21 protein-coding genes are annotated in these 18,970 nt (G+C 67.2%); 7 read left to right on the forward strand and 14 right to left on the reverse strand.

Annotated features, from left to right (window positions below; genetic code table 11):
• Nucleotides 1–31: 31 nt before the first annotated feature.
• From VGK20_14555 to rpsP, 7 genes are all read right to left on the reverse strand, one after another.
• A complete protein-coding gene (locus VGK20_14555; GenBank protein HEY2775266.1) occupies nt 32–1,471 on the reverse strand; it encodes an arylsulfatase in 1,440 nt (479 codons plus the stop codon).
• Between the two features lie 212 nt (nt 1,472–1,683).
• Complete coding sequence (gene rplS, locus VGK20_14560) at nt 1,684–2,040, reverse strand: 50S ribosomal protein L19 (protein HEY2775267.1); 357 nt, start codon at nt 2,038–2,040, stop codon at nt 1,684–1,686.
• A gap of 36 nt (nt 2,041–2,076) precedes the next feature.
• Complete coding sequence (locus tag VGK20_14565) at nt 2,077–2,637, reverse strand: RNA methyltransferase (GenBank protein HEY2775268.1); 561 nt, start codon at nt 2,635–2,637, stop codon at nt 2,077–2,079.
• A complete protein-coding gene (trmD, locus tag VGK20_14570; protein ID HEY2775269.1) occupies nt 2,630–3,316 on the reverse strand; it encodes a tRNA (guanosine(37)-N1)-methyltransferase TrmD in 687 nt (228 codons plus the stop codon). The genes VGK20_14565 and trmD overlap by 8 nt, the downstream gene beginning before the upstream one ends.
• Complete coding sequence (gene rimM / locus VGK20_14575) at nt 3,316–3,864, reverse strand: ribosome maturation factor RimM (protein ID HEY2775270.1); 549 nt, start codon at nt 3,862–3,864, stop codon at nt 3,316–3,318. Before rimM ends, trmD begins: the two co-directional genes overlap by 1 nt.
• Nucleotides 3,854–4,087: a KH domain-containing protein gene (locus tag VGK20_14580; GenBank protein HEY2775271.1), complete on the reverse strand. Its 234-nt coding sequence runs from the start codon at nt 4,085–4,087 to the stop codon at nt 3,854–3,856. Before VGK20_14580 ends, rimM begins: the two co-directional genes overlap by 11 nt.
• Nucleotides 4,088–4,104: 17 nt before the next feature.
• Nucleotides 4,105–4,350, reverse strand: a complete 246-nt coding sequence (gene rpsP / locus VGK20_14585; GenBank protein ID HEY2775272.1) for a 30S ribosomal protein S16 — start codon at nt 4,348–4,350, stop codon at nt 4,105–4,107.
• 169 nt (nt 4,351–4,519) lie between these two features.
• Here rpsP and VGK20_14590 point away from each other — a divergent pair, with 169 nt between their 5' ends.
• Genes VGK20_14590 through VGK20_14600 form a run of 3 tightly spaced genes read left to right on the forward strand, consistent with a single transcriptional unit; the run spans nt 4,520 to nt 6,741 of the window.
• Complete coding sequence (locus tag VGK20_14590; GenBank protein HEY2775273.1) at nt 4,520–5,374, forward strand: AraC family transcriptional regulator; 855 nt, start codon at nt 4,520–4,522, stop codon at nt 5,372–5,374.
• 57 nt (nt 5,375–5,431) lie between these two features.
• Nucleotides 5,432–5,797, forward strand: a complete 366-nt coding sequence (locus VGK20_14595; GenBank protein HEY2775274.1) for a VOC family protein — start codon at nt 5,432–5,434, stop codon at nt 5,795–5,797.
• A gap of 5 nt (nt 5,798–5,802) precedes the next feature.
• Nucleotides 5,803–6,741 carry a glutathione S-transferase family protein gene (locus tag VGK20_14600; protein HEY2775275.1) on the forward strand — a complete coding sequence of 313 codons (939 nt, stop codon included), beginning with the start codon at nt 5,803–5,805 and terminating at the stop codon, nt 6,739–6,741.
• A 77-nt stretch (nt 6,742–6,818) separates the two neighbouring features.
• Here the strand turns inward: VGK20_14600 and VGK20_14605 are convergent, their stop codons facing one another.
• Complete coding sequence (locus tag VGK20_14605; protein ID HEY2775276.1) at nt 6,819–7,448, reverse strand: nitroreductase family protein; 630 nt, start codon at nt 7,446–7,448, stop codon at nt 6,819–6,821.
• A gap of 220 nt (nt 7,449–7,668) precedes the next feature.
• Here VGK20_14605 and glsA point away from each other — a divergent pair, with 220 nt between their 5' ends.
• Complete coding sequence (gene glsA / locus VGK20_14610) at nt 7,669–9,528, forward strand: glutaminase A (GenBank protein HEY2775277.1); 1,860 nt, start codon at nt 7,669–7,671, stop codon at nt 9,526–9,528.
• A 126-nt stretch (nt 9,529–9,654) separates the two neighbouring features.
• Nucleotides 9,655–11,199 (forward strand): acetolactate synthase large subunit, encoded by a 1,545-nt coding sequence (locus VGK20_14615; GenBank protein HEY2775278.1) that lies wholly within the window; start codon nt 9,655–9,657, stop codon nt 11,197–11,199.
• 78 nt (nt 11,200–11,277) lie between these two features.
• Here the strand turns inward: VGK20_14615 and VGK20_14620 are convergent, their stop codons facing one another.
• The 3 genes from VGK20_14620 to VGK20_14630 form a co-directional block, all read right to left on the reverse strand.
• Nucleotides 11,278–11,985 (reverse strand): SCO family protein, encoded by a 708-nt coding sequence (locus VGK20_14620; GenBank protein ID HEY2775279.1) that lies wholly within the window; start codon nt 11,983–11,985, stop codon nt 11,278–11,280.
• 30 nt (nt 11,986–12,015) lie between these two features.
• Entirely contained in the window at nt 12,016–13,338 is a 1,323-nt protein-coding gene (locus VGK20_14625) for a selenium-binding protein SBP56-related protein (GenBank protein HEY2775280.1), read from the reverse strand.
• Between the two features lie 67 nt (nt 13,339–13,405).
• Nucleotides 13,406–13,882: a YbhB/YbcL family Raf kinase inhibitor-like protein gene (locus VGK20_14630; GenBank protein ID HEY2775281.1), complete on the reverse strand. Its 477-nt coding sequence runs from the start codon at nt 13,880–13,882 to the stop codon at nt 13,406–13,408.
• 260 nt (nt 13,883–14,142) lie between these two features.
• Here VGK20_14630 and VGK20_14635 point away from each other — a divergent pair, with 260 nt between their 5' ends.
• Nucleotides 14,143–15,039: a hypothetical protein gene (locus VGK20_14635; GenBank protein HEY2775282.1), complete on the forward strand. Its 897-nt coding sequence runs from the start codon at nt 14,143–14,145 to the stop codon at nt 15,037–15,039.
• Nucleotides 15,040–15,070: 31 nt separating this feature from the next.
• On the opposite strand, the gene VGK20_14640 is transcribed toward VGK20_14635, so the two are convergent.
• Complete coding sequence (locus tag VGK20_14640) at nt 15,071–15,739, reverse strand: nitroreductase (protein HEY2775283.1); 669 nt, start codon at nt 15,737–15,739, stop codon at nt 15,071–15,073.
• 20 nt (nt 15,740–15,759) lie between these two features.
• Nucleotides 15,760–16,416: a DNA-3-methyladenine glycosylase gene (locus VGK20_14645; GenBank protein ID HEY2775284.1), complete on the reverse strand. Its 657-nt coding sequence runs from the start codon at nt 16,414–16,416 to the stop codon at nt 15,760–15,762.
• A gap of 377 nt (nt 16,417–16,793) precedes the next feature.
• Here VGK20_14645 and dtd point away from each other — a divergent pair, with 377 nt between their 5' ends.
• On the forward strand, nt 16,794–17,231 hold the full coding sequence (gene dtd / locus VGK20_14650; GenBank protein ID HEY2775285.1) for a D-aminoacyl-tRNA deacylase: 438 nt from the start codon (nt 16,794–16,796) through the stop codon (nt 17,229–17,231).
• 15 nt (nt 17,232–17,246) lie between these two features.
• Here the strand turns inward: dtd and VGK20_14655 are convergent, their stop codons facing one another.
• Nucleotides 17,247–18,725: a flavin monoamine oxidase family protein gene (locus tag VGK20_14655; protein HEY2775286.1), complete on the reverse strand. Its 1,479-nt coding sequence runs from the start codon at nt 18,723–18,725 to the stop codon at nt 17,247–17,249.
• Nucleotides 18,726–18,970 lie beyond the last annotated feature (245 nt).

The raw sequence follows: 18,970 nt of genomic DNA on the forward strand, positions 1-18,970 counted from the left end.
ACAGGCAGCGGAGCGAGCGCGCAAGCCCCGCTCAGGGCTCCTGGTCGAGGTCGAAATCCTCGCCTGGCAGGGCCGGCGGAGCCTTGAGGCGCTTGGTGAGCTCGCCGAACTCGATCTTCAGCAGCGTCGAAGGCACGCCGCTGGCTGCCAGCTCGTTCGCCCTCTGCTCGAGCGCCGCGACCTTGTTGGGATAGCTGGCCGCGAGGTTGTTCTTCTCGGAGGGATCCTCGGCGATGTTGAAGAGCTCGACGGTGGACGGCAGCGGCGTTCGCCAGATCATCTTCCAGTCGCCCTCGCGCACGCCGGCGCGAAACGCTTCGATGTTGTAGATGAGCTCGGTTCGCGGCGAAGCTTCGCCCTGGCTGATCGTTTTCCAGACGTCCATTCCGTCCAGCGGATTCGCCTTGGCGGTGGTCGCGCCGGCCAGCGCCGCCAGGGTCGGATACATGTCGACGACGTGGATCATGCCTCCGACTTCCTCGGCCTTGATGTGGCCGGGCCAGTTGGCGAGCGCGACGACCCGGGTACCGCCCTCGTAGAGCGTGCCTTTGCCTTCGCGATAGGGCCCGTTGTCGCAGGGGATCTTGACGTTGGCCATGTCCAGCTCGCCGGCGAACATCGCGTGGCGGGTGCCGCCGTTGTCGCTCTGGAACACGACGATCGTGTTGTCGCGCATCCCCTGCTTCTCGAGCGCGTCGAGCACGCGCGCGATCTGGTCGTCCATCGCGGTGATGCTGGCGGCGTAGGCACGCCGCGAGGGATCCGCGATGCTCGCGTAGCGAGCCAGATACTCCGGCGGGGCCTGGTACGGCGTGTGGGGCGCGTTGAAGGCCAGGTAGAGAAACAGTGGTGTCGCTTTGTCGTGGACCTCGACGAGCTTGACAGCTGCATTACCGAGCAGCGTCGTCGTATAGCCGGGCTCGACGACCCTGTTGTTGTCGCGAAACCAGTCCACCACCCCGTGCTGCTCGTGGGTGAAGTAGTCGAGCTCACCGATCAGCGGGCCGTACTGGAAGTCGAAGCCGCGCTGGCGCGGCCAGTACTTCTGGTCGCCGTGCCCGAGGTGCCACTTGCCGATGATCGCGGTCTGGTAGCCTGCCTCCTTCAACGCCTGGGGGAGCAGCCACTCGTCCGTCGGCAAGCCGTACGTGTGCCCCGACGGAATCACGACGGTCTGCAGGCCATAACGGAACGGATAGCGTCCCGTCATCAGTGCCGCGCGCGTCGGCGTGCACATCGGCTGCGCGTAGTACTGCTCGAGGCGAGCGCCTTCGGCGGCCAGCTTGTCGAGGCTCGGCGTCTTGATGTCCGAGCCGTGGAAGCCGACGTCCTTCCAGCCGAGGTCGTCGGCCATGACGTAGAGGATGTTCGGCTTCGTCTGCGCTGCTGCGTCCGTTGCGAAAACGCCGGTCGCGGCGGTACAGACGGCGAGCGCGAGCGTCGCGTGCACAAGCGGTCGCAAGATCGTCATCGATGGGATCCCTCCGGGAGCGCGTCGCCTCGGCTACGACGATCGAGCCCGTTCGCGCCCGCGCACGTTATATCGCGCTGCGACTGCATGCACCCCCCATCGCCGCCGAACTTCGGCGGCGCAGAAAAGAAGCCGAACTTCGGCGGCGCAGAAATGAAAACGGCGCCGGGATTGCTCCCGGCGCCGTTCCACGATGCGTCATGCGGCGCGGTTCAGGACGAGGTCGCGACCTTGCGCTCGCGGATGCGGGCCGCCTTGCCGGAAAGGTCGCGCAGGTAGAACAGGCGGCTGCGCCGAACCTCGCCGCGGCTCTTGACCTCGATCTTGTCGACGCGGGGCGAATGAAGCGGGAAGGTTCTCTCGACGCCGACTCCGTACGAGCTCTTGCGCACGGTGAAGGTGGCTGCCGGGCCCCCGCGGGAGCGGCGGATGCAGACGCCCTCGAAGACCTGGATGCGCTCCTTGTCGCCCTCGACGATGATGCCGTGGACGCGCAAAGTGTCCCCGGGGCGAAAATCCGGAATGTCGCTGCGGAGCTGCTCCGCGTTCAGGGCCTTGATGACGTCCACGAAAGGGGCTCCTCGGGAAAAGTAGAAGCGGGTTTCCTACCGCGGACTTTTCAGCCGGTCAAGGAGCACTGCCGCGGCGGCCCGGACCGAAAGGTGATTGTAGTCGCCGGGCCCGTGAATTGGCTCGACAATTGCCTCGCAGCGGCCAACCACCTCGTCGGCCAGCCCGGAGCCGGTACCGAGCAGCATCAGCCACGGCGGCCCCGGCGCCGCCAGGTGTTCGCGCATCGACGGGAACGAAACGGACCGCTCCAACGCGCGCGCACTGGTCGCAAAAAGACGCGGCAGGCAGCCGTAGCGCCGCTCGACGTCAATGCCTACGCCTTCGAGATCGGACTCGAGCCGCACCAGCGCGAGCGCCTCGTTGCGGCTCGGGTTGTAGTCCTTCGGCCCGTCGCCTTCCCAGTGGCGGATCACGCGGTGGACCAGGCCGCGCAGCGCATCGACCGGCGAGACGACGTAGAAGCCGGCAACGCCGTACGTGCGACAGCTTCTTGCGATGTCGGGAACGTCGATCGGAGTGATCGCGCTCGTCACGATGTCGCCGTTGCGGTCGTAGACGGGGTAATGGACGAGCGCGACCAGCAGATCAGCCACGGCGCCTCTGTGCGAGATCGGGCCGGCGCGCCTCCGTGCGCGTCGCGGACTGCTCGCGGCGCCATCGCTCGATCTCGGCGTGATTGCCGGACGTAAGGACGCTCGGCACCGACATGCCGCGAAACTGCGCGGGCCTGGTGTACTGCGGATATTCGAGGAGCTCCGGATCGCTGAAGCTTTCCGCGGACGACGAGGCCGAGCTGCCGAGTACGCCCGGCACCAGGCGCGACACCGCGTCGATGACGACGAGCGCGCCGAGCTCGCCGCCCGTCAGCACGTAGTCGCCGATCGAGATTTCCTCGTCGAAAAGAGGCCGTACTCTCTCGTCGACGCCTTCGTAGCGGCCGCAGAAGAGCAGCAGCGAAGCATGTTCCGCAAGGCGCCGCGCCGCGGCCTGCGTGAACGGACTGCCCTGCGGCGTCAGCAGGATTCGATGCGCCGGCGAGAAGCGCGCGGCGACGTCGTCGACCGCCGCATAGATCGGCTCGACGCGCATCACCATGCCCGGGCCCCCACCGTACGGCGAGTCGTCCACCGGATGCGGACTTCCGCCGGTGTAGTCGCGAAGCTGGTGGGCGCGTACGGTGACGAGGCCGGCTTCGAGAGCGCGGCCGAGAACACCGACATGGGCGCCGGCGGTGATGAACTCGGGAAACAGCGTGATGACGTCGAAGAACATCACGGTTTTTGCGTGCCCGCCGGCTCGCTTCCGTATTCGAGCGCTGCGGCCACCACGACCACGCGCCGCGCCTCGAGGTCGACCGAAACCAGCGCGTGGGCAACGGCAGGCACGAGGATCTCGCTGCCGCCTTCCGCCCGCACCACGTAGATATCGTTGGCGCCGGTCGCCATCACTTCGACGATCGATCCAAGCTCGCGCCCGTCCTCGGTGACGACGGCCAGGCCGATGAGGTCGATGTCGAGGTATTCGTCTTCGGCCAAAGACCCGAGACGTTCGCGCTCGACGCGAATCTTCGCGCCGACCAGCGCCTCGGCGCCGCTGCGGTCACTGACGTTGTCGAGCTCGAGGCGGACTCCGCCACGAACGGGCGCCGAGCTGCGCACCTTGGTGGCAATCTGCGTGGCATCGCGGCACTCGAGAGTGACCTCAAGGCCGCGCACGAAGGAGGGAATCATGGACGGATCGACGTGGGCGACGACGGCGCCGCGCAGCCCGTTGGGTCTGGCGACATAGCCGAGCACGACCCCGCGCGGATCATTCCTCAATGATTTCGAGGGAAGCCTTCTGCTGGACGCGCGAAGCGGCAGCGTTGAGGATGGTGCGAAGGCTCTTGGCCGTGCGGCCCTGCTTGCCGATCACGCGACCGAGGTCTTCCTTGTGGACGCGCAGCTCGAAGCTGGTCTGCGCCTCGGCCGAGTTCTGGCGGACGATTACGGAATCCGGATGCAGCACGAGGCTGCGGGCCAGGAAGTCGACGAGATCGAACAAGGAGACCTCGGCCTGGTTCAGGCCGGCAGTCCCGCCTGCTTCATCAACTTGGCCACGATCGGTGTCGGCTTCGCGCCCTTCTTCAGCCATGAGCCGATTTTCTCCGCGTCGAGCTGGATCTTGGCAGGTTCGACCAGGGGGTTGTAGGTGCCCACCAGCGCGAGGTTGCGGCCGTCGCGAGGCGCGCGCTCGTCGGCGACGACAACCCGGTAAAAGGGCTTCTTCTTGCCGCCGTGGCGGGACAGTCGGATCTTGACGGACATGCTTCTAACACCGCTCCTGGGGATCGGAATCGGGGATTAGAACCACGATCCGGCCGGAGTCGCAACCGGCGGGAGCCGGGCTGCAGCCCGGCCGGCCGCAAGCGCGGGCCCGCGCGGGGGATTTGCTGCCATTGCCGGGCGCTGCCCCGGGCGCTAACGTCCAGGCCAAATGGGCATCCGGACCGTGCATGACAGCCCGTTCCTCAAGGTCCAGGACTACCAGTGCGATCTGGGGCCCGAGGATCGGGCTTCGGTCGAGATCCACAAGGGATTCTCGATCGCGTACGTGCGCGAAGGCTCGTTCGGATACCGCTGCGGGGGACGACACCACGAGCTCGTTGCCGGTTCCCTTCTCGTCGGCCATCCCGGCGACGAGTTCGTCTGCACCCACGACCACGTCCATGGCGACCGCTGCCTGTCGGTCCATTTCGATCCGGAGGCGGCCGAGAGTCTCGGAGCTTCGGTCGCCGCGATGTGGCAGAGCGGTGCCCTGCCTCCGCTGTCCGAGCTGATGGTGCTCGGCGAGCTGGCCCAGGCCGCCGCCGGCGGCGCCAGCGAAGTCGGCGTCGATGAAGCCGGTTACCTGCTCGCGTCGCGCTTCCTCGAGATCGTTGCAGGCGCCGCCACCGCGCCCGCGCCGGCGGCAGATGCGCGAAGCCGCCGCCGCGCAGTCGAGGCGGCGCTGTGGATCGACGAGAACTCTGCCGATGCGGTGGATCTCGATGCGAGCGCAGGCGAGGCGGGCGTCAGCCCGTTTCATTTCCTGCGCACGTTCTCGAAAGTGCTCGGCGTGACCCCTCACCAGTACCTCGTGCGCTCGCGCCTGCGACGCGCGGCGCGGCTGCTCGCCGAAGAGGAGCGGTCGGTGACCGACGTCGCCTACGAAGTCGGATTCGGCGACTTGTCGAACTTCGTCCGCACCTTCCATCGCGCCGCGGGGATCTCCCCGCTCGGATTTCGCCGGATGGCGCGCGGGGACCGCAAGATTCTCCAAGAACGGCTCGGTGCTTTCGCCGTACGCTGACTTCCATCACCAGCCCGGAGGCCCTTGCGTCTCCCGGCTACGCAGGAGGTCATCGCAATGTTCGACCATATCGGCCTGAAAGTCCGCAACCTCGACGCAAGCATCCGCTTTTACGGGGCAGCGCTGGCGCCGCTCGGCCACGTGCTGTGCTGCCGCGACAACGCCAGCGCCGCCTTTGGCCCCGACGGCGAACCGGCGCTGTGGCTGCTCGCCGGCGACGGCGCGCCGTGCGCCACGCACGTCGCGCTGCGCGCGCATGACCGCACCGGCGTCGACGCCTTCCACCGCGGCGCGCTCGAGGCGGGAGGCCGCGAAAACGGAAGGCCCGGAGTCCGCGGCGACTACGGCCCTACTTACTATGCGGCCTTCGTCGTCGATCCCGATGGCAACAACGTCGAAGCAGTCTGCACCGCGAAGGCCTGAGCGTCATGAACGAGATCATTCAGCACGACATCAACCAGCACGACATCATCCTGCACCACTATCCGCTGTCGCTGTTCGCCGAGAAGATCCGGCGCATCCTTGCATACAAGAAGGTCGCATGGCGCTCGGTCGAGGAGCCGAACATGATGCCGAAGCCGGAGCTGACATCGCTCACCGGCGGGTACCGCAAGATCCCGGTGATGCAGATCGGCGCCGACATCTACTGCGACACCGCGTGCATCGCACGCCGTCTCGAGGAGCTGTTTCCCGATCCGGCCTGCATTCCGGCCGATCTGGGCGGCCAGGTCGCGATGATCGAGGACTGGGCCGACCACCGTTTCAGCGGCCAGGTCGTGCCCGCGGTGATCGTCGAGATCCTGCCGGGGCTTCCCGACGGCATCCTCGATGACCGCGCCGCGATGTCGCCGCTGCTGTCGAAGCAGTCGCTGACGATGATGGCTCCGCACACGCGCAGCCAGTCGCTGCTGTCGATGGATGAGCTGGAAAGCGTGCTGCGCGAGCGGCCGTGGCTTGCCGGCGACCAGTTCACGCTCGCGGACGCAGCCTGTTACCACCCGCTGTGGTTCCTGCGCTACGCATCTCATCTGTACGAAGCGGTCGAAGCGAGACCTGCACTGGCGCAGTGGGTGCAGCGCATCGATGCATTCGGTCCGGGAGACGTGACGCCGATGCGAAGGGACGAGGCGCTTCGCATCGCGAAGGTCGCCACGCCGGTCGACCTTCGCGTAGTCGAGGGCATGTCGATGGGCGACGTGCGTGTCGGCGATACCGTCGCCATTCGTGCGGACGACATCGGATCGGAGCAGTCGCGTGGTGTCGTGCGACGCATCACGCCGAGCGAGATCACGATCGTGCGCGAGGACGACGAGCTCGGTGAGGTTGCGGTGCATTTCCCCCGCTCCGGCTTCGTCGTGACGACGTAGGAGAATCGGCAACTGCTCCGGGTTGGGGTCAGGCGCCGCCGCGGTGGTGCCTGGCTCCGCGCCGGCAGGCGCCCGCTTCAGAACAACGCGGCGCCGTAGCGGTCGCCGAATGCGATCTCTTCGACCGGCTTGCGCGCCAGCTTTTTCGGAAAATCCTTCTCGGGGTATCCGAGCGGAATCATCGCTGCGGTGGCGACGCCGTCGGGAATCGACAGCAGTTCCTTCATCTTCGGCTCCACGGCACACAGCAGCGTCGTCAGCGCGGTACCGAGGTCCTCGGTGCGCGCGGCGAGCAGCAGGTTCTGCACCGACGGATAGATCGATGCGCCGGCGACCACCGACACGCGATCGAGGTGTCGGTCGGTGGCCATCAGGTCGGCGGTCTGGGCGCAGACGACGATGAGCACCGGAACCTTGTCGAGTTGCCGCGCCATGTGATCGGCGTTGGCGAGGAGGCGAGGCATCGGAGCGCCGGGCTTCACCGTCGCTCGCGATGCGTACTGCTCCCAGAGCGGCACGTACAGGTCGCGAATGGCTTTCCGTTTTGCCGCGTCCCGCACGACGACGAAGCGCACGCCCTGGCGATTGCCGCCGGTCGGCGCCCAGCGAGCGGCGTCGAGGACGCGCCGGAGCACCTCCAGCGGTACCGGATCGCTGCGGAAAAAGCGGCAGGTGCCGGTGGTTTCGATCGTCTGGCGGAAGTCCATGGGTGGGTCTCCTTTCTGCCGCGCCCGCTTCGCAGGCGCGCAATCTGCCGGGCCGGCTTCGCAGGCGCGCAATCTGCCTGCGCAGTCTGGGCCGGCATCCGCCGCGCCGGCAATCCGGCGCGAGGCATCGGGCGTATCTTGCGTCGGGGCGACACTCTGGCACAAGACCCCGGGGACCACCGATCCGACCGGGTCCACGACCGGTCGCAGGAGGTTCCTTTTGTCCGAGATCAACTCCCGTCCCCCCGCTACCTCCCCGATCCGCCGCTACCTCGAGCGCGTCCATGAAGAGCTCGCCCCCGTCGACGACGGCGTGGTCGCGTCCTACATTCCGGAGCTGACCAAGGCCGACCCGGCCTGGTTCGGCATCGCGATCGCGACCGCGGACGGCGCGGTTTACGAAGTCGGGGATACCCGCGTTCCGTTCACGATCCAGTCGATTTCCAAGCCCTTGGTCTACGGCCTCGCTTTGGAGGATCGCGGCAAGCACACGGTGCTCTCGAAGATCGGAGTGGAGCCGACCGGGGACGCGTTCAACTCGATCAGCCTCGAGCCGGCCACGGGCCGCCCCCTCAACCCGATGATCAACGCAGGAGCGATCGCCGCTGCGTCGATGGTCGCGGGGAGATCCGAAAACGACCGCTTCGAGCGCGTGCTCGCCGTGTTCTCGATGTACGCGGGCCGCCGCCTCGATCTCGACGAGGCGGTCTACATCTCGGAAAAAACCACCGGTCACCGCAACCGCGCCATCGGGCACATGCTGCGCAATTTCGAAATCATCTCGGAGGATCCCGATCCGGCGCTCGACCTCTACTTTCGCCAGTGCTCGATCCGCGTCGACTGCCGCGATCTCGCCGTGATGGCCGCGACGCTCGCTGGCGGCGGCACCAATCCGGTCACCCGCGAGCGAGTGGTGCCCGCTCCGATCGTGCGCGACCTGCTGAGCGTGATGACGACGTGCGGGATGTACGATTACGCCGGCGAATGGCTCTACCGCGTCGGCATGCCGGCCAAGAGCGGGGTCGGCGGCGGCATTCTCGCGGTGCTTCCCGGCCGCCTCGGCATCGGCGTGTTCTCGCCGCGCCTCGACCAGCGCGGCAACAGCGTGCGCGGAGTGAAAACCTGCGAGCGCCTGTCGCGCGACTGGGGCCTGCATTTCCTGACGCCGCCGCGGGCATCGATGGCTACCGTGCGATCGGAGTATTCGCTGGCCAGCGTGCGCTCGAAGAGGCAAAGGCGCACCCGCGAGCTCGAGATTTTGTCCGAGCACGGCCGCACCGCTCGCGTGATCGAGCTGCACGGCGACATCGACTTCGCCGCGGCCGAGACCGTGATCCGCAGCCTGCTCGCGTACCATGAGCCGCCGTCCTTCGTCATCCTCGACTTCAAGCGCGTGCCCGGAGTCGACGGCGCGGCGATGCGCCTGCTCATCGATCTCGTGCGTACGCTCGGCAACGACGGCACGCGCAGCGTGCTCACCGGCACGGCTTCGGTGCACCCGTTCGTTCGATTCGCCGAAGAACAGCTCGGCTCCGAAAATACTGCCGGGATCCGCAATTTCGCCCAGCTCGAAGCCGGCATCGAATGGTGCGAGAACGCGCTGCTCGACCAGTGGATGCCGACCGTCGCGGCGGACCGTACCTGCGAGCTGCCCGACCAGCAGCTCTGTCGCGGGATGAACGCCGAACAGATCGACAAGCTCGCAGCCTACTGTGGACGAGCCAGCTTCGGCCGCGGCTCCACCGTCGTGAGCAAGGGCGACGAGGCCGACCGCCTGTTCTTCGTCGTCTCGGGAGAGTGCAGCGCGACGCTGGACCTGGCGAGCGGGCAGCAGAAGCGCCTCTCGACGCTGTCGCCGGGCATGGCGTTCGGCGAAGCCGGAGTGCTCGTCGGCGGCTTGAGGACGGCCGATGTACGCGCCGACCGGAAACTCGAATGCCTGTTCCTCACGCGCGAGGCGTTCGACCGCATGGGCCGCGAGGAGCCGGCGCTGCAGAACGCGCTGCTGCGCGGTCTTTTGCGCGTCTCCAGCGCGATCGGCGTCCGGCTCACCACCGAGGTCGCGGCGCTGGAAGCGTGAATCGGCCGCGACCGCGGCGCTGCAGGACGCGGCGCCGCACGGCCGCAGTCGCGGAAACGGCGACCTGCTGTACCTGACCGGGTTTTTCGGATTTATGCTTCGGCATTCTTCCTGCCGAGGTCATCGATGAATGGTGCCGAAAGCCTGATCCGTACCCTCGTCCACTGCGGCGTCAGGGTCTGCTTCACCAACCCTGGGACCTCCGAGATGCATTTCGTCTCGGCGCTCGACCGCGTCGAAGGGATGCACGCGATCCTCGGCCTCTTCGAGGGAGCGGTGACGGGAATGGCCGACGGGTACGGCCGCATGGCCGATCATCCGGCGGCAACCCTGCTTCATCTCGGTCCGGGCCTCGCCAACGGACTGGCCAATCTTCACAACGCTCGCCGCGCTTCGACGCCGATCGTCAACATCGTCGGTGACCACGCGACCTACCATGCGCAGTACGATGCGCCTCTCGCTTCCGACATCGCCGGTTTTGCGCGCCCGGTATCGGGATGGATCCATTCGAGCTCGAGTGCACTTTCGGTCGCGGCCGACGGAGCGCGCGCGGTCCAGGCTGCGATGTCGCCGCCGGGCCAGGTCGCGACGCTGATTCTTCCCGCGGACACGGCATGGAACGAGGCCGACGGTGTCGCGCCGCCGCTTGCCGTTTCCGCCGCTGCGCAAGTCGGCAGTGATGCGATCGATGCGGCAGCGGCGGTGCTCCGCTCCGGAAAACGCGTCGCGATCCTGATGCGCGGCGCATGCCTGCGGCGTGCCGGGCTCGAAGCCGCCGGCCGCATCGCGGCGGCGGGCAACGCGCGGCTGATGTGCGACACGTTCGCGCCGCGCCTCGAGCGCGGCGCCGGCCTCGTCGCGGTCGAGCGCCTTCCGTATTTCGCCGAGCAGATCGTCGAGTTTCTCGCCGACGTCGACGTGCTGCTGCTCGTCGGCTCGAAGCCGCCGGTGTCGTTCTTCGCGTATCCTGACAAGCCGAGCTGGTGCGTACCCGCGGGTTGTCGCGTCCAATACCTCGCGCAGGCGCACGAGGACGGAGTCGGTGCGCTCGAAGCGCTTGCCGATGCGATCCGCGCGCCGAAAGAGCCGGCCACACGCGCGGTGCTGGAGAGGCCAGGCTCTCCGGCCGGTGGCCTCAACCAGTTCAGCGTCGGGCAGATCGTCGCGCGGCTGTTGCCGGAGAATGCGATCCTTGCCGACGAGGCGGCGACCTCCGGTCTCGGGATCGCATTCGCCGCTGCGACGGCGCCCGCCCACGACGTGCTGTCGCTGACGGGCGGTTCGATCGGCATGGGCATTCCGCTGGCAACCGGCGCCGCGGTCGCCTGCCCCGGTCGCAAGGTTCTCGCGCTGCAGGGAGACGGCGGCGGCATGTACACGCTGCAGGCTCTGTGGACCCAGGCTCGCGAGAAGCTCGACGTGACGACACTGATCTTCGCCAATCGCTCGTACTCGATCCTCAACATCGAGCTGTCGCGCGTCGGCGCCGGAGAGCCGGGGCCGAAGGCGCTGGCGATGCTCGACCTTCACAATCCGGAGCTGGACTGGTGCGCCCTTGCGCGCGGCATGGGTGTCGAGGCCTCCAGGGCGGAGACGAGCGAGCAACTCGCGAGCCAGTTCGCCGATGCGATGGCGACGCGCGGGCCGCGGCTGATCGAAATCGTGCTCTGAGAGCGCGTTGCGCGAGGCCGGGTGCTACAAAAATCGTAGCGCCAGAGATCGCCTCACGATCCGGTTGCCGCGGGGTTTCTACCGAAGGGATGAGCGCTTTTTTTCCGCGAGGCGCAGCGTCTTCAAATCGGCCAGGACGAGATCCGGATCGAGGTAGCCGACGCTGTAGATGTTGCGGACGCGGCGCTCACGGTCGAGCAGGTAGACCTTGAGCACGTGACGGTAGGTCCCCGACCAGGTGCCGTCCGCGCGCGCCAGCCTGGTCACCGTCTGCCCGAAGTCCTCGAGCAATCCGCCCAGGGAATGCTCGTCCGGCGCCGTGACGAAGCGCCACGTCGAGCCCGCCGCCCGCATCTGCTGCATGGCCGCCAGTCGCGCGGTATCGTGCTCCGGATCGAAGCTGACCGTCACGAGCGCAACGTCGCGAGCAAGGGAACGGTCGGCGGCAAGCTGCGAGTCGAGATGGTGCAGCACCGAAGTGCTCATCGGGCAGCCGGTGGTGTCGCTGCAGCTCGCGTAGATGAAGGAAACCACCGCGAGCCGCCGACCGAGGACCTGACGGAGCGTCGTCCGTTTTCCTTGCGCGTCGACGAGAGGATGGTCGGCGACGTTGCCGATCTCGGGCAGCTCATAGGTGCCGGGCCGCGGGGGAGTGAACTGCGGACGATACTGGCCGAGCGAGTAGGTGTAGGCATCGGAGCCGGCCGGCTCGTCGCGAGCTGCGACGTCGCCGGCGGCCACGCATAGCGCAACGAGCGCGGCAGCGATCCGTATGGGAAGCTTCACGTTGCCGCCGCGCCACAACTCACGCGCGGATCACGAGCCGGGTCGTGCGGCAGGAGCCGCGGCGACCTGGTTCGAGTAGAAGCTCTTCGATCCGAAGTGCATGTGGTGCGGGCGACCGAGTTTTTCGGCGGTGAAATCGACGGTGAACGCCGGCGTCAGCGTCTTGCCGTCCCAGCGGTAGGCCTTGAGGAACTGCTCGTTGTCGGCGCCGGTCTTGTCCCAGTTCGCGAGCAGCGACGACGTGAAGTAGACGCGCCGGCCGTCCCAGCTCTCGGAAACCATGTTGACCTGCTTGCCGATCTGCTGCTCGAGGACGACCTTCGGATGGTGCGGATCGCTGACGTCGAAGACGTGCACCTTGCCGTCCATGAACGTCGAGACGAACAGATAGCGGTCGTCCAGCGAGAGGCTGATGTCCACCGCTAACGGTGTTTTCGACGGATCGCCGATGTCGGCAACGGCTGTTGCCGCGAATTTTCCGTCCTTCCCGGCCTCGATCAGCCAGAGCTTCGACGTCAATGCCGCTGCCGAGAACGCATAATCGTGCTGGGGCTGGAGCGCCCAGCGGATCTCGAGCGGGGCGCCGGGAACCTGCATCACCTGCAGCGGCTTCATCGCATGGAAGTCCCAGGCGACCATCGTGCTGCCGAAGTGCTTCATCGCCTCCGGGTCCTTCATCAGGTCGCCGAGGGGGCGCATGTAGTTCTTCCAGCCGGTGAACGACGACGTCAGCATGCGGTCGAGGCGCGGTTGCACGCGCGCGTCATAGCCGTACTCGGCGTCCGGTGGCATCCACACCGTGCGAATGAACTTGCCGGCGTTGCTGTACTCGGCCACGCCGGTGCGGCCGTCGCGGTCCTTCGCATTGGAAAGGCCGGGCACGAGCATGCGGCCCGGCAGCGCGTAAAAGCCGTGGGGGCCGGCAAGGCCGCTGTCTGTCTCGAATGTCGAGATCGTCTTTTCGAGCTTCGGGTGGGCAGGGTCGGACGCGACGTCGAAGACGAAAATCGCGCCGTCATCGATGCCCGATACCCACAGTTCACGACGGTCGTCGGTGAAGCCGCCGTGGTGCGCCTCGTGGCGGCCTCCGACCGACGTCGACGAGATCACCTTGCCATAGTCCTTGGAGGCGGGATCGGCGCCGATCGTCACGAGCTTGTCGGAGCCGTCGCCGAGACCGTCGACGCCGAGCGTCCACACGTAGACGTAATCTTCCTGGCCGGTGATTTTCGGCATGTACGGCGACATGCACGTCTCGTCGGCGTGCGCCGGGGACGGCTGCAGCGCGGCGGCGCAGACGGCGACGAGCGCGGCTTCAGCAATACAGCGGAGAAAAAAACGAGGCGTGGTCATGGCTGTTGCTCCCCACTCCCGGCGCATAGCGGCCGGGAGTCGATGAAACGATGAACGCCGGCGGGGCCTACTTCTGGCCCTTCTGGTACGTACCCATCAGCTCGCCGCGCGCGAGCACGTGGCCTTTGATCGCCGTCTCGAGCCAGTCGTGCGTCGGCTGCTCCTGGACGGGAAGATCGGTATCGAGCGCATAAAGCTCGAAGAAGTAGCGGTGTCGTCCGATCGGTGGGCAGGGTCCGCCATACTCGCGGTGCGACCAGTCGTTGAGGCCATGACGGCCGGGTGCGACGCCGTCATCGCTCGCACCGGCGCCGTCGGCCAGCTTGTTCATCGAGGCCGGCAGGCCGTAGAGGACCCAGTGGATGAACGTGCGTTTTGGCGCCGCAGGATCCGGTGCGTCCGGGTCGCGGACGATGAGCGCGAAGCTTTTTGTTCCCGCCGGAGCCCCGCTCCAGGCCAGAGGTGGCGACGTATTGTTGCCTTCGCACGTATAGATGGTCGGAATGGAGCCGCCAGCAGAAAACGCCGGCGATGTGAGCTTCATGACCTGCTCGGCCGCGAATGTCGTCGCCGCAGGGCTCGCGACTGCCAGAATGGACGCCAGGAGAGTGAGCGGAAACAGACGCATCACGGGATGACCATCAGCAAAGCACGTTGCCGCCCCTGTTCCCAGAACCGCAGACGTCCTGCGATGTGAACTCCACCTCATCGGGTGCGCCCGGCGGGTGGCCACCGTCACCCGGCGTCCGCGCATCCCGCCCTTCCCATTGCGGGGGCTACGGGCGCCGGGCTAGCCTCCCCCACATGAGAATGCCTGCCGCGGCGGCCCTGCTGGCTGTTGCCCTTTTCCTGCCTTCCGCCGCGAAGGCCGATCCGACGCAGAACCTCTCCGGCCACGAGCCCGAGTCGTGGGCGATGTTCTTCTACCAGTCGGCGACGTCGTTCGCGGGAGTCGGTGCCCCGCGCCATCGTGATCCATGGACGGTCGATGCGTTCGTCGACCTCTACGAGCTCCCCCAGCTCGATGCCGAAGAGAGGACCGTGGGTTTTTCGGGGACCAAGACCGAAGACCTCAACAAGGCCCCGGTGTTCGGCCGGCCCGGCCTCGTCATCGGGCTTCCGTGGGATGTCTCGATGTGGGTCGGGTACATTCCGCCGATCGAAATCTTCGGCGTGCGTGCGCACCTCGTCTCGCTGGCTTTCGAGAAGCCGGTCGTCGACGACGGCCCCGTGACGGCGGGGCTGCGCCTTCACACCCAGGTCGGACAGGTGCGCGGACCTTACACGTGCCCGGAGAACGTCACGCATTTTCCGCCAGGCTCCGACGGCAATCCCTACGGCTGCAACGCGGTGTCCAACGACGCCGCGATCCAGAGAACGCTCGGCCTCGAGCTGGCGGGATCGTATCGCATCGATGCGCTGCACGGCCTGGCGCCGTACCTGTCGGTCGGTGTGAACTACCTGAACGGCGAATTCCACGTCAAGGGCGTCGAGTTCGACGAGCCCGACCGCACCAGGATGGCGTCCGATACCGTGACGTTCTCGCTCGGCTCGGGGCTGACGATGCCGATCACCGACCGTCTCTACGCGGGAATCGGGGTTTTCTGGACTCCGCTCTGGGTGACGCGGCCGCCGGCAACTCACGACCAGCGCGACTCGATGGTGCAGGTGCGCAGCGAGCTGACGTTTCGTCTGCACTGAGTGGAATTGGGGACAGGCCCCGGCTCGCCGTTCAGCTGCGGAACGACGCGAACTCGTCGACGTGGGCCCTTTCGGTGCGCCACGAGTTGATCGCTGCCGCGTCGTCGCGGTATCCGATCGCCATCCCGCAGTAGAGCTGCCAGTGGTCGGGCACCTCGAAGAAACGGCGCACCAGCGAGTGCCGCTGCATCCACGACTCCTGCATGCAGCTTGCCAGTCCGCGCGACTCGGCCACCAGTGCGATAGTCTGCATCAGCATGCCGAGGTGGGCCCACTGGCCCGGGCCCATCTGGCGATCGATCGCGAAAAAGAACGCTGCCGGCGCGCCGAAGAAATCGAAGTTCTTCGCCAGCTGGCCAATGCGCGACGGCTTGTCCTCGCGCGGGATGCCGATGCTGCGATACAGCGCCTCGCCGCACTCGAAGCGGCGCGAACGGTACGGTTCCTTGATCTGCGGCGGATACATCGGGAATTCCGTCGGTTCCCCGAGAGGTGCTTCGCGTGCGGCCTCGGCGACGGCTTCGCGGAAACGCTGCATCGAACCGCCGCAAAGCGCGTAAATGTGCCACGGCTGGCAGTTTCCACCCGACGGCGCCCAGCGCGCGACTTCGAGAATGCTGCGAAGCTCGTCTTCTCCGACCGGGTCGGGCAGGAAGGCGCGCGTCGAGCGGCGCCCGCGAATCGCTTCGATCACGTCCACGTCGGCAATCTCCTTTTTGCTCAGTCCGGTTTTTTCGCGGCGCGGGCAGTGCGTCTCGTGACGCCGTCTGCAGCACGCCACAGATACCAGCTCGCGACGCTGCGCCACGGCTTCCACTTCCGGCCATGGAGAGCCAGCGCCTTCGGGGTCGGCAGGTCCTTCTTGCGGTACGCGGCCGCGAAGCCTTTGCGCACTCCGTAGTCGTCGACGGGAAGGACGTCCGGTCGCCCGAGACGGGACATCAGCAGCATCTCGGCGGTCCAGCGCCCGATGCCGCGCACGCGAACGAGAGCTTCGACGACCTCGTCGTCCGCCATCGATTCGATGCGCGCGAGCGACGGCACCGTACCGTCGCGGACTTTCTCGGCCAGGTCGCGAAGCGCTGCGACCTTGGCCCGCGACAGGCCGACGCTGCGGAGGTTTTCGTCGCGCGCTGCAAGGATGTGCGACGGCAAAATGCCGGAACGCGATTTCGGGAACAGCGCGGCCAGGCGTGCGTGGATCGTCGCAGCCGCCTTCCCTGTGAGCTGCTGGTAGACGATTGCTTCCGAAAGCGCCGCGAAGACGCTGCGGGTGCGGTTGGGCGAGAGGCGGCAGGGGCCGATCTCGTCGATGACGCGCGCGAGCACCGGATCGCTGGCCCGAAGATGGGCGGTGGCAGCGACGAGGTCGAGCATCGTGTCCGTCGCGGCAGTCGTGCGCGGCGGCTTGGTGGAGCTGAGGGCCCGGGCGAGCGCCGTCGTCGGCTTTGCTCGCGCCCCTGAATTCGCGGACGCCGCTACCGGTGACGGCGTCGGCAATTTGGCGGGCGCGGGCACTCGGCGCCGGCGGCGCGTGCCCGTCGAGCTCGAGCTGGACCCTGCGCGCGAGCGCGCCTTGTTCCCCGGCATGCCGCGAAGGCTAGCACGCAGGGCGGAAGACGGAACTGCAGAGGACTCGTCTCGCCACTGCCGCTCGTCGCGGCCGCCGGGGATCGTCGAATCCGGCGGTGGCGGCGCCGCCCGGCTTTGGCTATCGAGAGCGGTCGCCGTATCGAAGCGGCGCAGCCGTTCCAGTGAGAGTCCTTCTGCAGCGTGTCTCTGCCGCATCCGTTTCGATCGACGGTGAAGAAGTCGGTCGAATCGGGCGCGGCCTTTGCTTGTTCGTCGGTTTCACGCACGACGACGGCGACGCGCAGGTCGCGTGGATGGCCGACAAGATCCGCAGCCTGAGGTTGTTCGCCGACGCCGAAGGAAAGATGAACCTCGGCCTGGTCGAGGTCGCGGGCGCCGTGCTCGTCGTCTCGCAGTTCACGCTCTACGGCGACGTCGTGAAAGGCCGGCGTCCGTCATTCTCCGGGGCGGCGCAGCCGCAGCTCGCGAATGCATGGTACGAGCGCTTCTGCGCGCTGCTGCGCGAATCCGGGCTCGTGGTTGCGACCGGCCGCTTCGGCGCGATGATGCACGTCGAGATCCACAACGACGGGCCGGTCACGCTGATGCTCGAGCGCTAGCGCACTGTGGAGTTCTCAACCGAGCGCGGAAAGCACCTCCGCCGCGGCTCTTTCTCCCGAGCGCACCGCGCCGTCCATGTAGCCGTTCCAGAACGTCGAGGTTTCGGTGCCGGCCCAGTGGATGCGGTCCACCGGCTCGCGCAGCGCGGCGGCGAAATCGCCGAGAGTTCCGGGACCGAGCACCGCGACCGGACAGCCGCGGTTCCACTGTTCTTCGGCCCACGCGAACGTCACGACCTCGATCGGATCGAGGGCCTGGTTGCCGAAGAACGTCGCGAGCTGGGTGAGACAGGCGTCGCTCAGCGCGGTGTCGGGTTGGGCTTCCCAGTGCCGGGCCTCGGTGCCTCCGATGAATCCCATCATGATGCCGAGGCTGCCGTCCTGCGGCGAAGTATCGAAGGTGACCTTGATCGGTCCGTTCTCGCTGATGGCCTGGCCCGTCAGGCCGGCGTCGCGCCAGAACGGAGTGCGGTAGACTGCTTCGAACTTCATCAGCGTGCCCGCAGGCATTCTCTGCGTGAGCTGGTCGCGCAGCGCCGGAAGGGGCGGTTCGTACTGGATGCGTCCGGCCAGCGTCGGCGGAATCGCGACGATCACGTACTGCCCGCGCACGCGGTGACGATCGGACCACACGGCGACGCCCTGATCCCCCTGCTGGATGCGCGTGACCGGCATGTCGAGCAGCACGCTGCTGCCGAGCTCGGCGGCCACGCTCAGGGCAACCATCTGGGAGCCGCCGACGAAGCGGCTCTCCTGCGCGCCGCCCGACGTGTTGAAGTTGCGCTCGAACGTTCCCTGGTTCTGCTCGTTGCCGGACGCGGCGATGTAGAACAGCGTGAACAGCAGCGAGATCTCGCCGGGCTCGCAGCCGAAGATCGCCTCGGTGGCCGCCGACACCACGGCCATGAACTCGTCGCTGCCGCTCGAATTGGAGCGCAGCCAGGAATCGAGGGTCTGGCGGTCCCACTGTTTCGCATTCGCGGCAGTCCACGGCGCATCGACCGGTACCTGGGTGGCCATCTGGTCGAGAAGCGTGACGACGGCGAGGATGTCGCCGGCAACGACGGGATCGGCAGGCGCGGTGCCGAACGGAGTGTTGTTCGGAAACACCTCGCGGCGACCGTTGGCGTAAAAGACGTTGTTGCCGGTGTTGTAGGTCGGGAACAGGTCGACGCCGACTTCGCCGGCGAGGGCCTGGATGCGGTCCTGCGTGGGTCCGGTGAACATGCCGCCGAGCTCGCTGTAGCTGCCGCTTGCCAGCTGGTGCGTGAGCGTGCGGCCACCGACGCGGTCCCTGGCCTCGAGCACGAGTACCGAGCGGCCCGCCTGCGAGATGCGGCGTGCGGCAGTGAGGCCGGCAAGGCCGGCGCCGACGACGATGACGTCGGCCGTGTGACCGGATGCTTCGGCCGGCTGCGGAAAACGAAGAGTTGCCAGTGCCGTACCTGCGGCGACCGAAGCGCCCAGGAATTGGCGGCGAGAAAGCTTGGACACGGGCGGCAGTCCTCCTGCCCCCCTCCCGATAGACGGCATTATGGCTGCATCCTGCGACGCCGACAATCGACTCCGCACTACCCACAAGAGGCGCCGTGTCCGTGCGCGAGGAAGGGCGCAATGGCACAATCGCGGCCGGCGGGAATCGCGAGACCCGCGATGCAGGAAACGAGATGGACGCGAGCGCAGCAGTCACAGCGGCAGGTGAGGATCCGGATGCGCTCGTCATCGGCGCCGGCTTCGAC

This window comes from Candidatus Binatia bacterium (assembly GCA_036493895.1).
In the GTDB taxonomy this organism is placed as follows: Bacteria; Desulfobacterota; Binatia; order UBA1149; family CAITLU01; genus DATNBU01.

Bases quoted from the DNA above. Each gene is read 5' to 3' on its own strand.
- VGK20_14590 (HEY2775273.1), top strand. From the start codon at position 4,520: ATGGGCATCCGGACCGTGCATGACAGCCCGTTCCTCAAGGTCCAGGAC.
- VGK20_14625 (HEY2775280.1), bottom strand. From the start codon at position 13,338: ATGACCACGCCTCGTTTTTTTCTCCGCTGTATTGCTGAAGCCGCGCTC.
- VGK20_14555 (HEY2775266.1), bottom strand. From the start codon at position 1,471: ATGACGATCTTGCGACCGCTTGTGCACGCGACGCTCGCGCTCGCCGTC.
- rpsP (HEY2775272.1), bottom strand. From the start codon at position 4,350: ATGTCCGTCAAGATCCGACTGTCCCGCCACGGCGGCAAGAAGAAGCCC.
- VGK20_14630 (HEY2775281.1), bottom strand. From the start codon at position 13,882: ATGAAGCTCACATCGCCGGCGTTTTCTGCTGGCGGCTCCATTCCGACC.
- trmD (HEY2775269.1), bottom strand. From the start codon at position 3,316: ATGTTCTTCGACGTCATCACGCTGTTTCCCGAGTTCATCACCGCCGGC.
- VGK20_14635 (HEY2775282.1), top strand. From the start codon at position 14,143: ATGAGAATGCCTGCCGCGGCGGCCCTGCTGGCTGTTGCCCTTTTCCTG.
- VGK20_14615 (HEY2775278.1), top strand. From the start codon at position 9,655: ATGAATGGTGCCGAAAGCCTGATCCGTACCCTCGTCCACTGCGGCGTC.
- VGK20_14605 (HEY2775276.1), bottom strand. From the start codon at position 7,448: ATGGACTTCCGCCAGACGATCGAAACCACCGGCACCTGCCGCTTTTTC.
- VGK20_14600 (HEY2775275.1), top strand. From the start codon at position 5,803: ATGAACGAGATCATTCAGCACGACATCAACCAGCACGACATCATCCTG.
- VGK20_14595 (HEY2775274.1), top strand. From the start codon at position 5,432: ATGTTCGACCATATCGGCCTGAAAGTCCGCAACCTCGACGCAAGCATC.
- VGK20_14645 (HEY2775284.1), bottom strand. From the start codon at position 16,416: ATGCTCGACCTCGTCGCTGCCACCGCCCATCTTCGGGCCAGCGATCCG.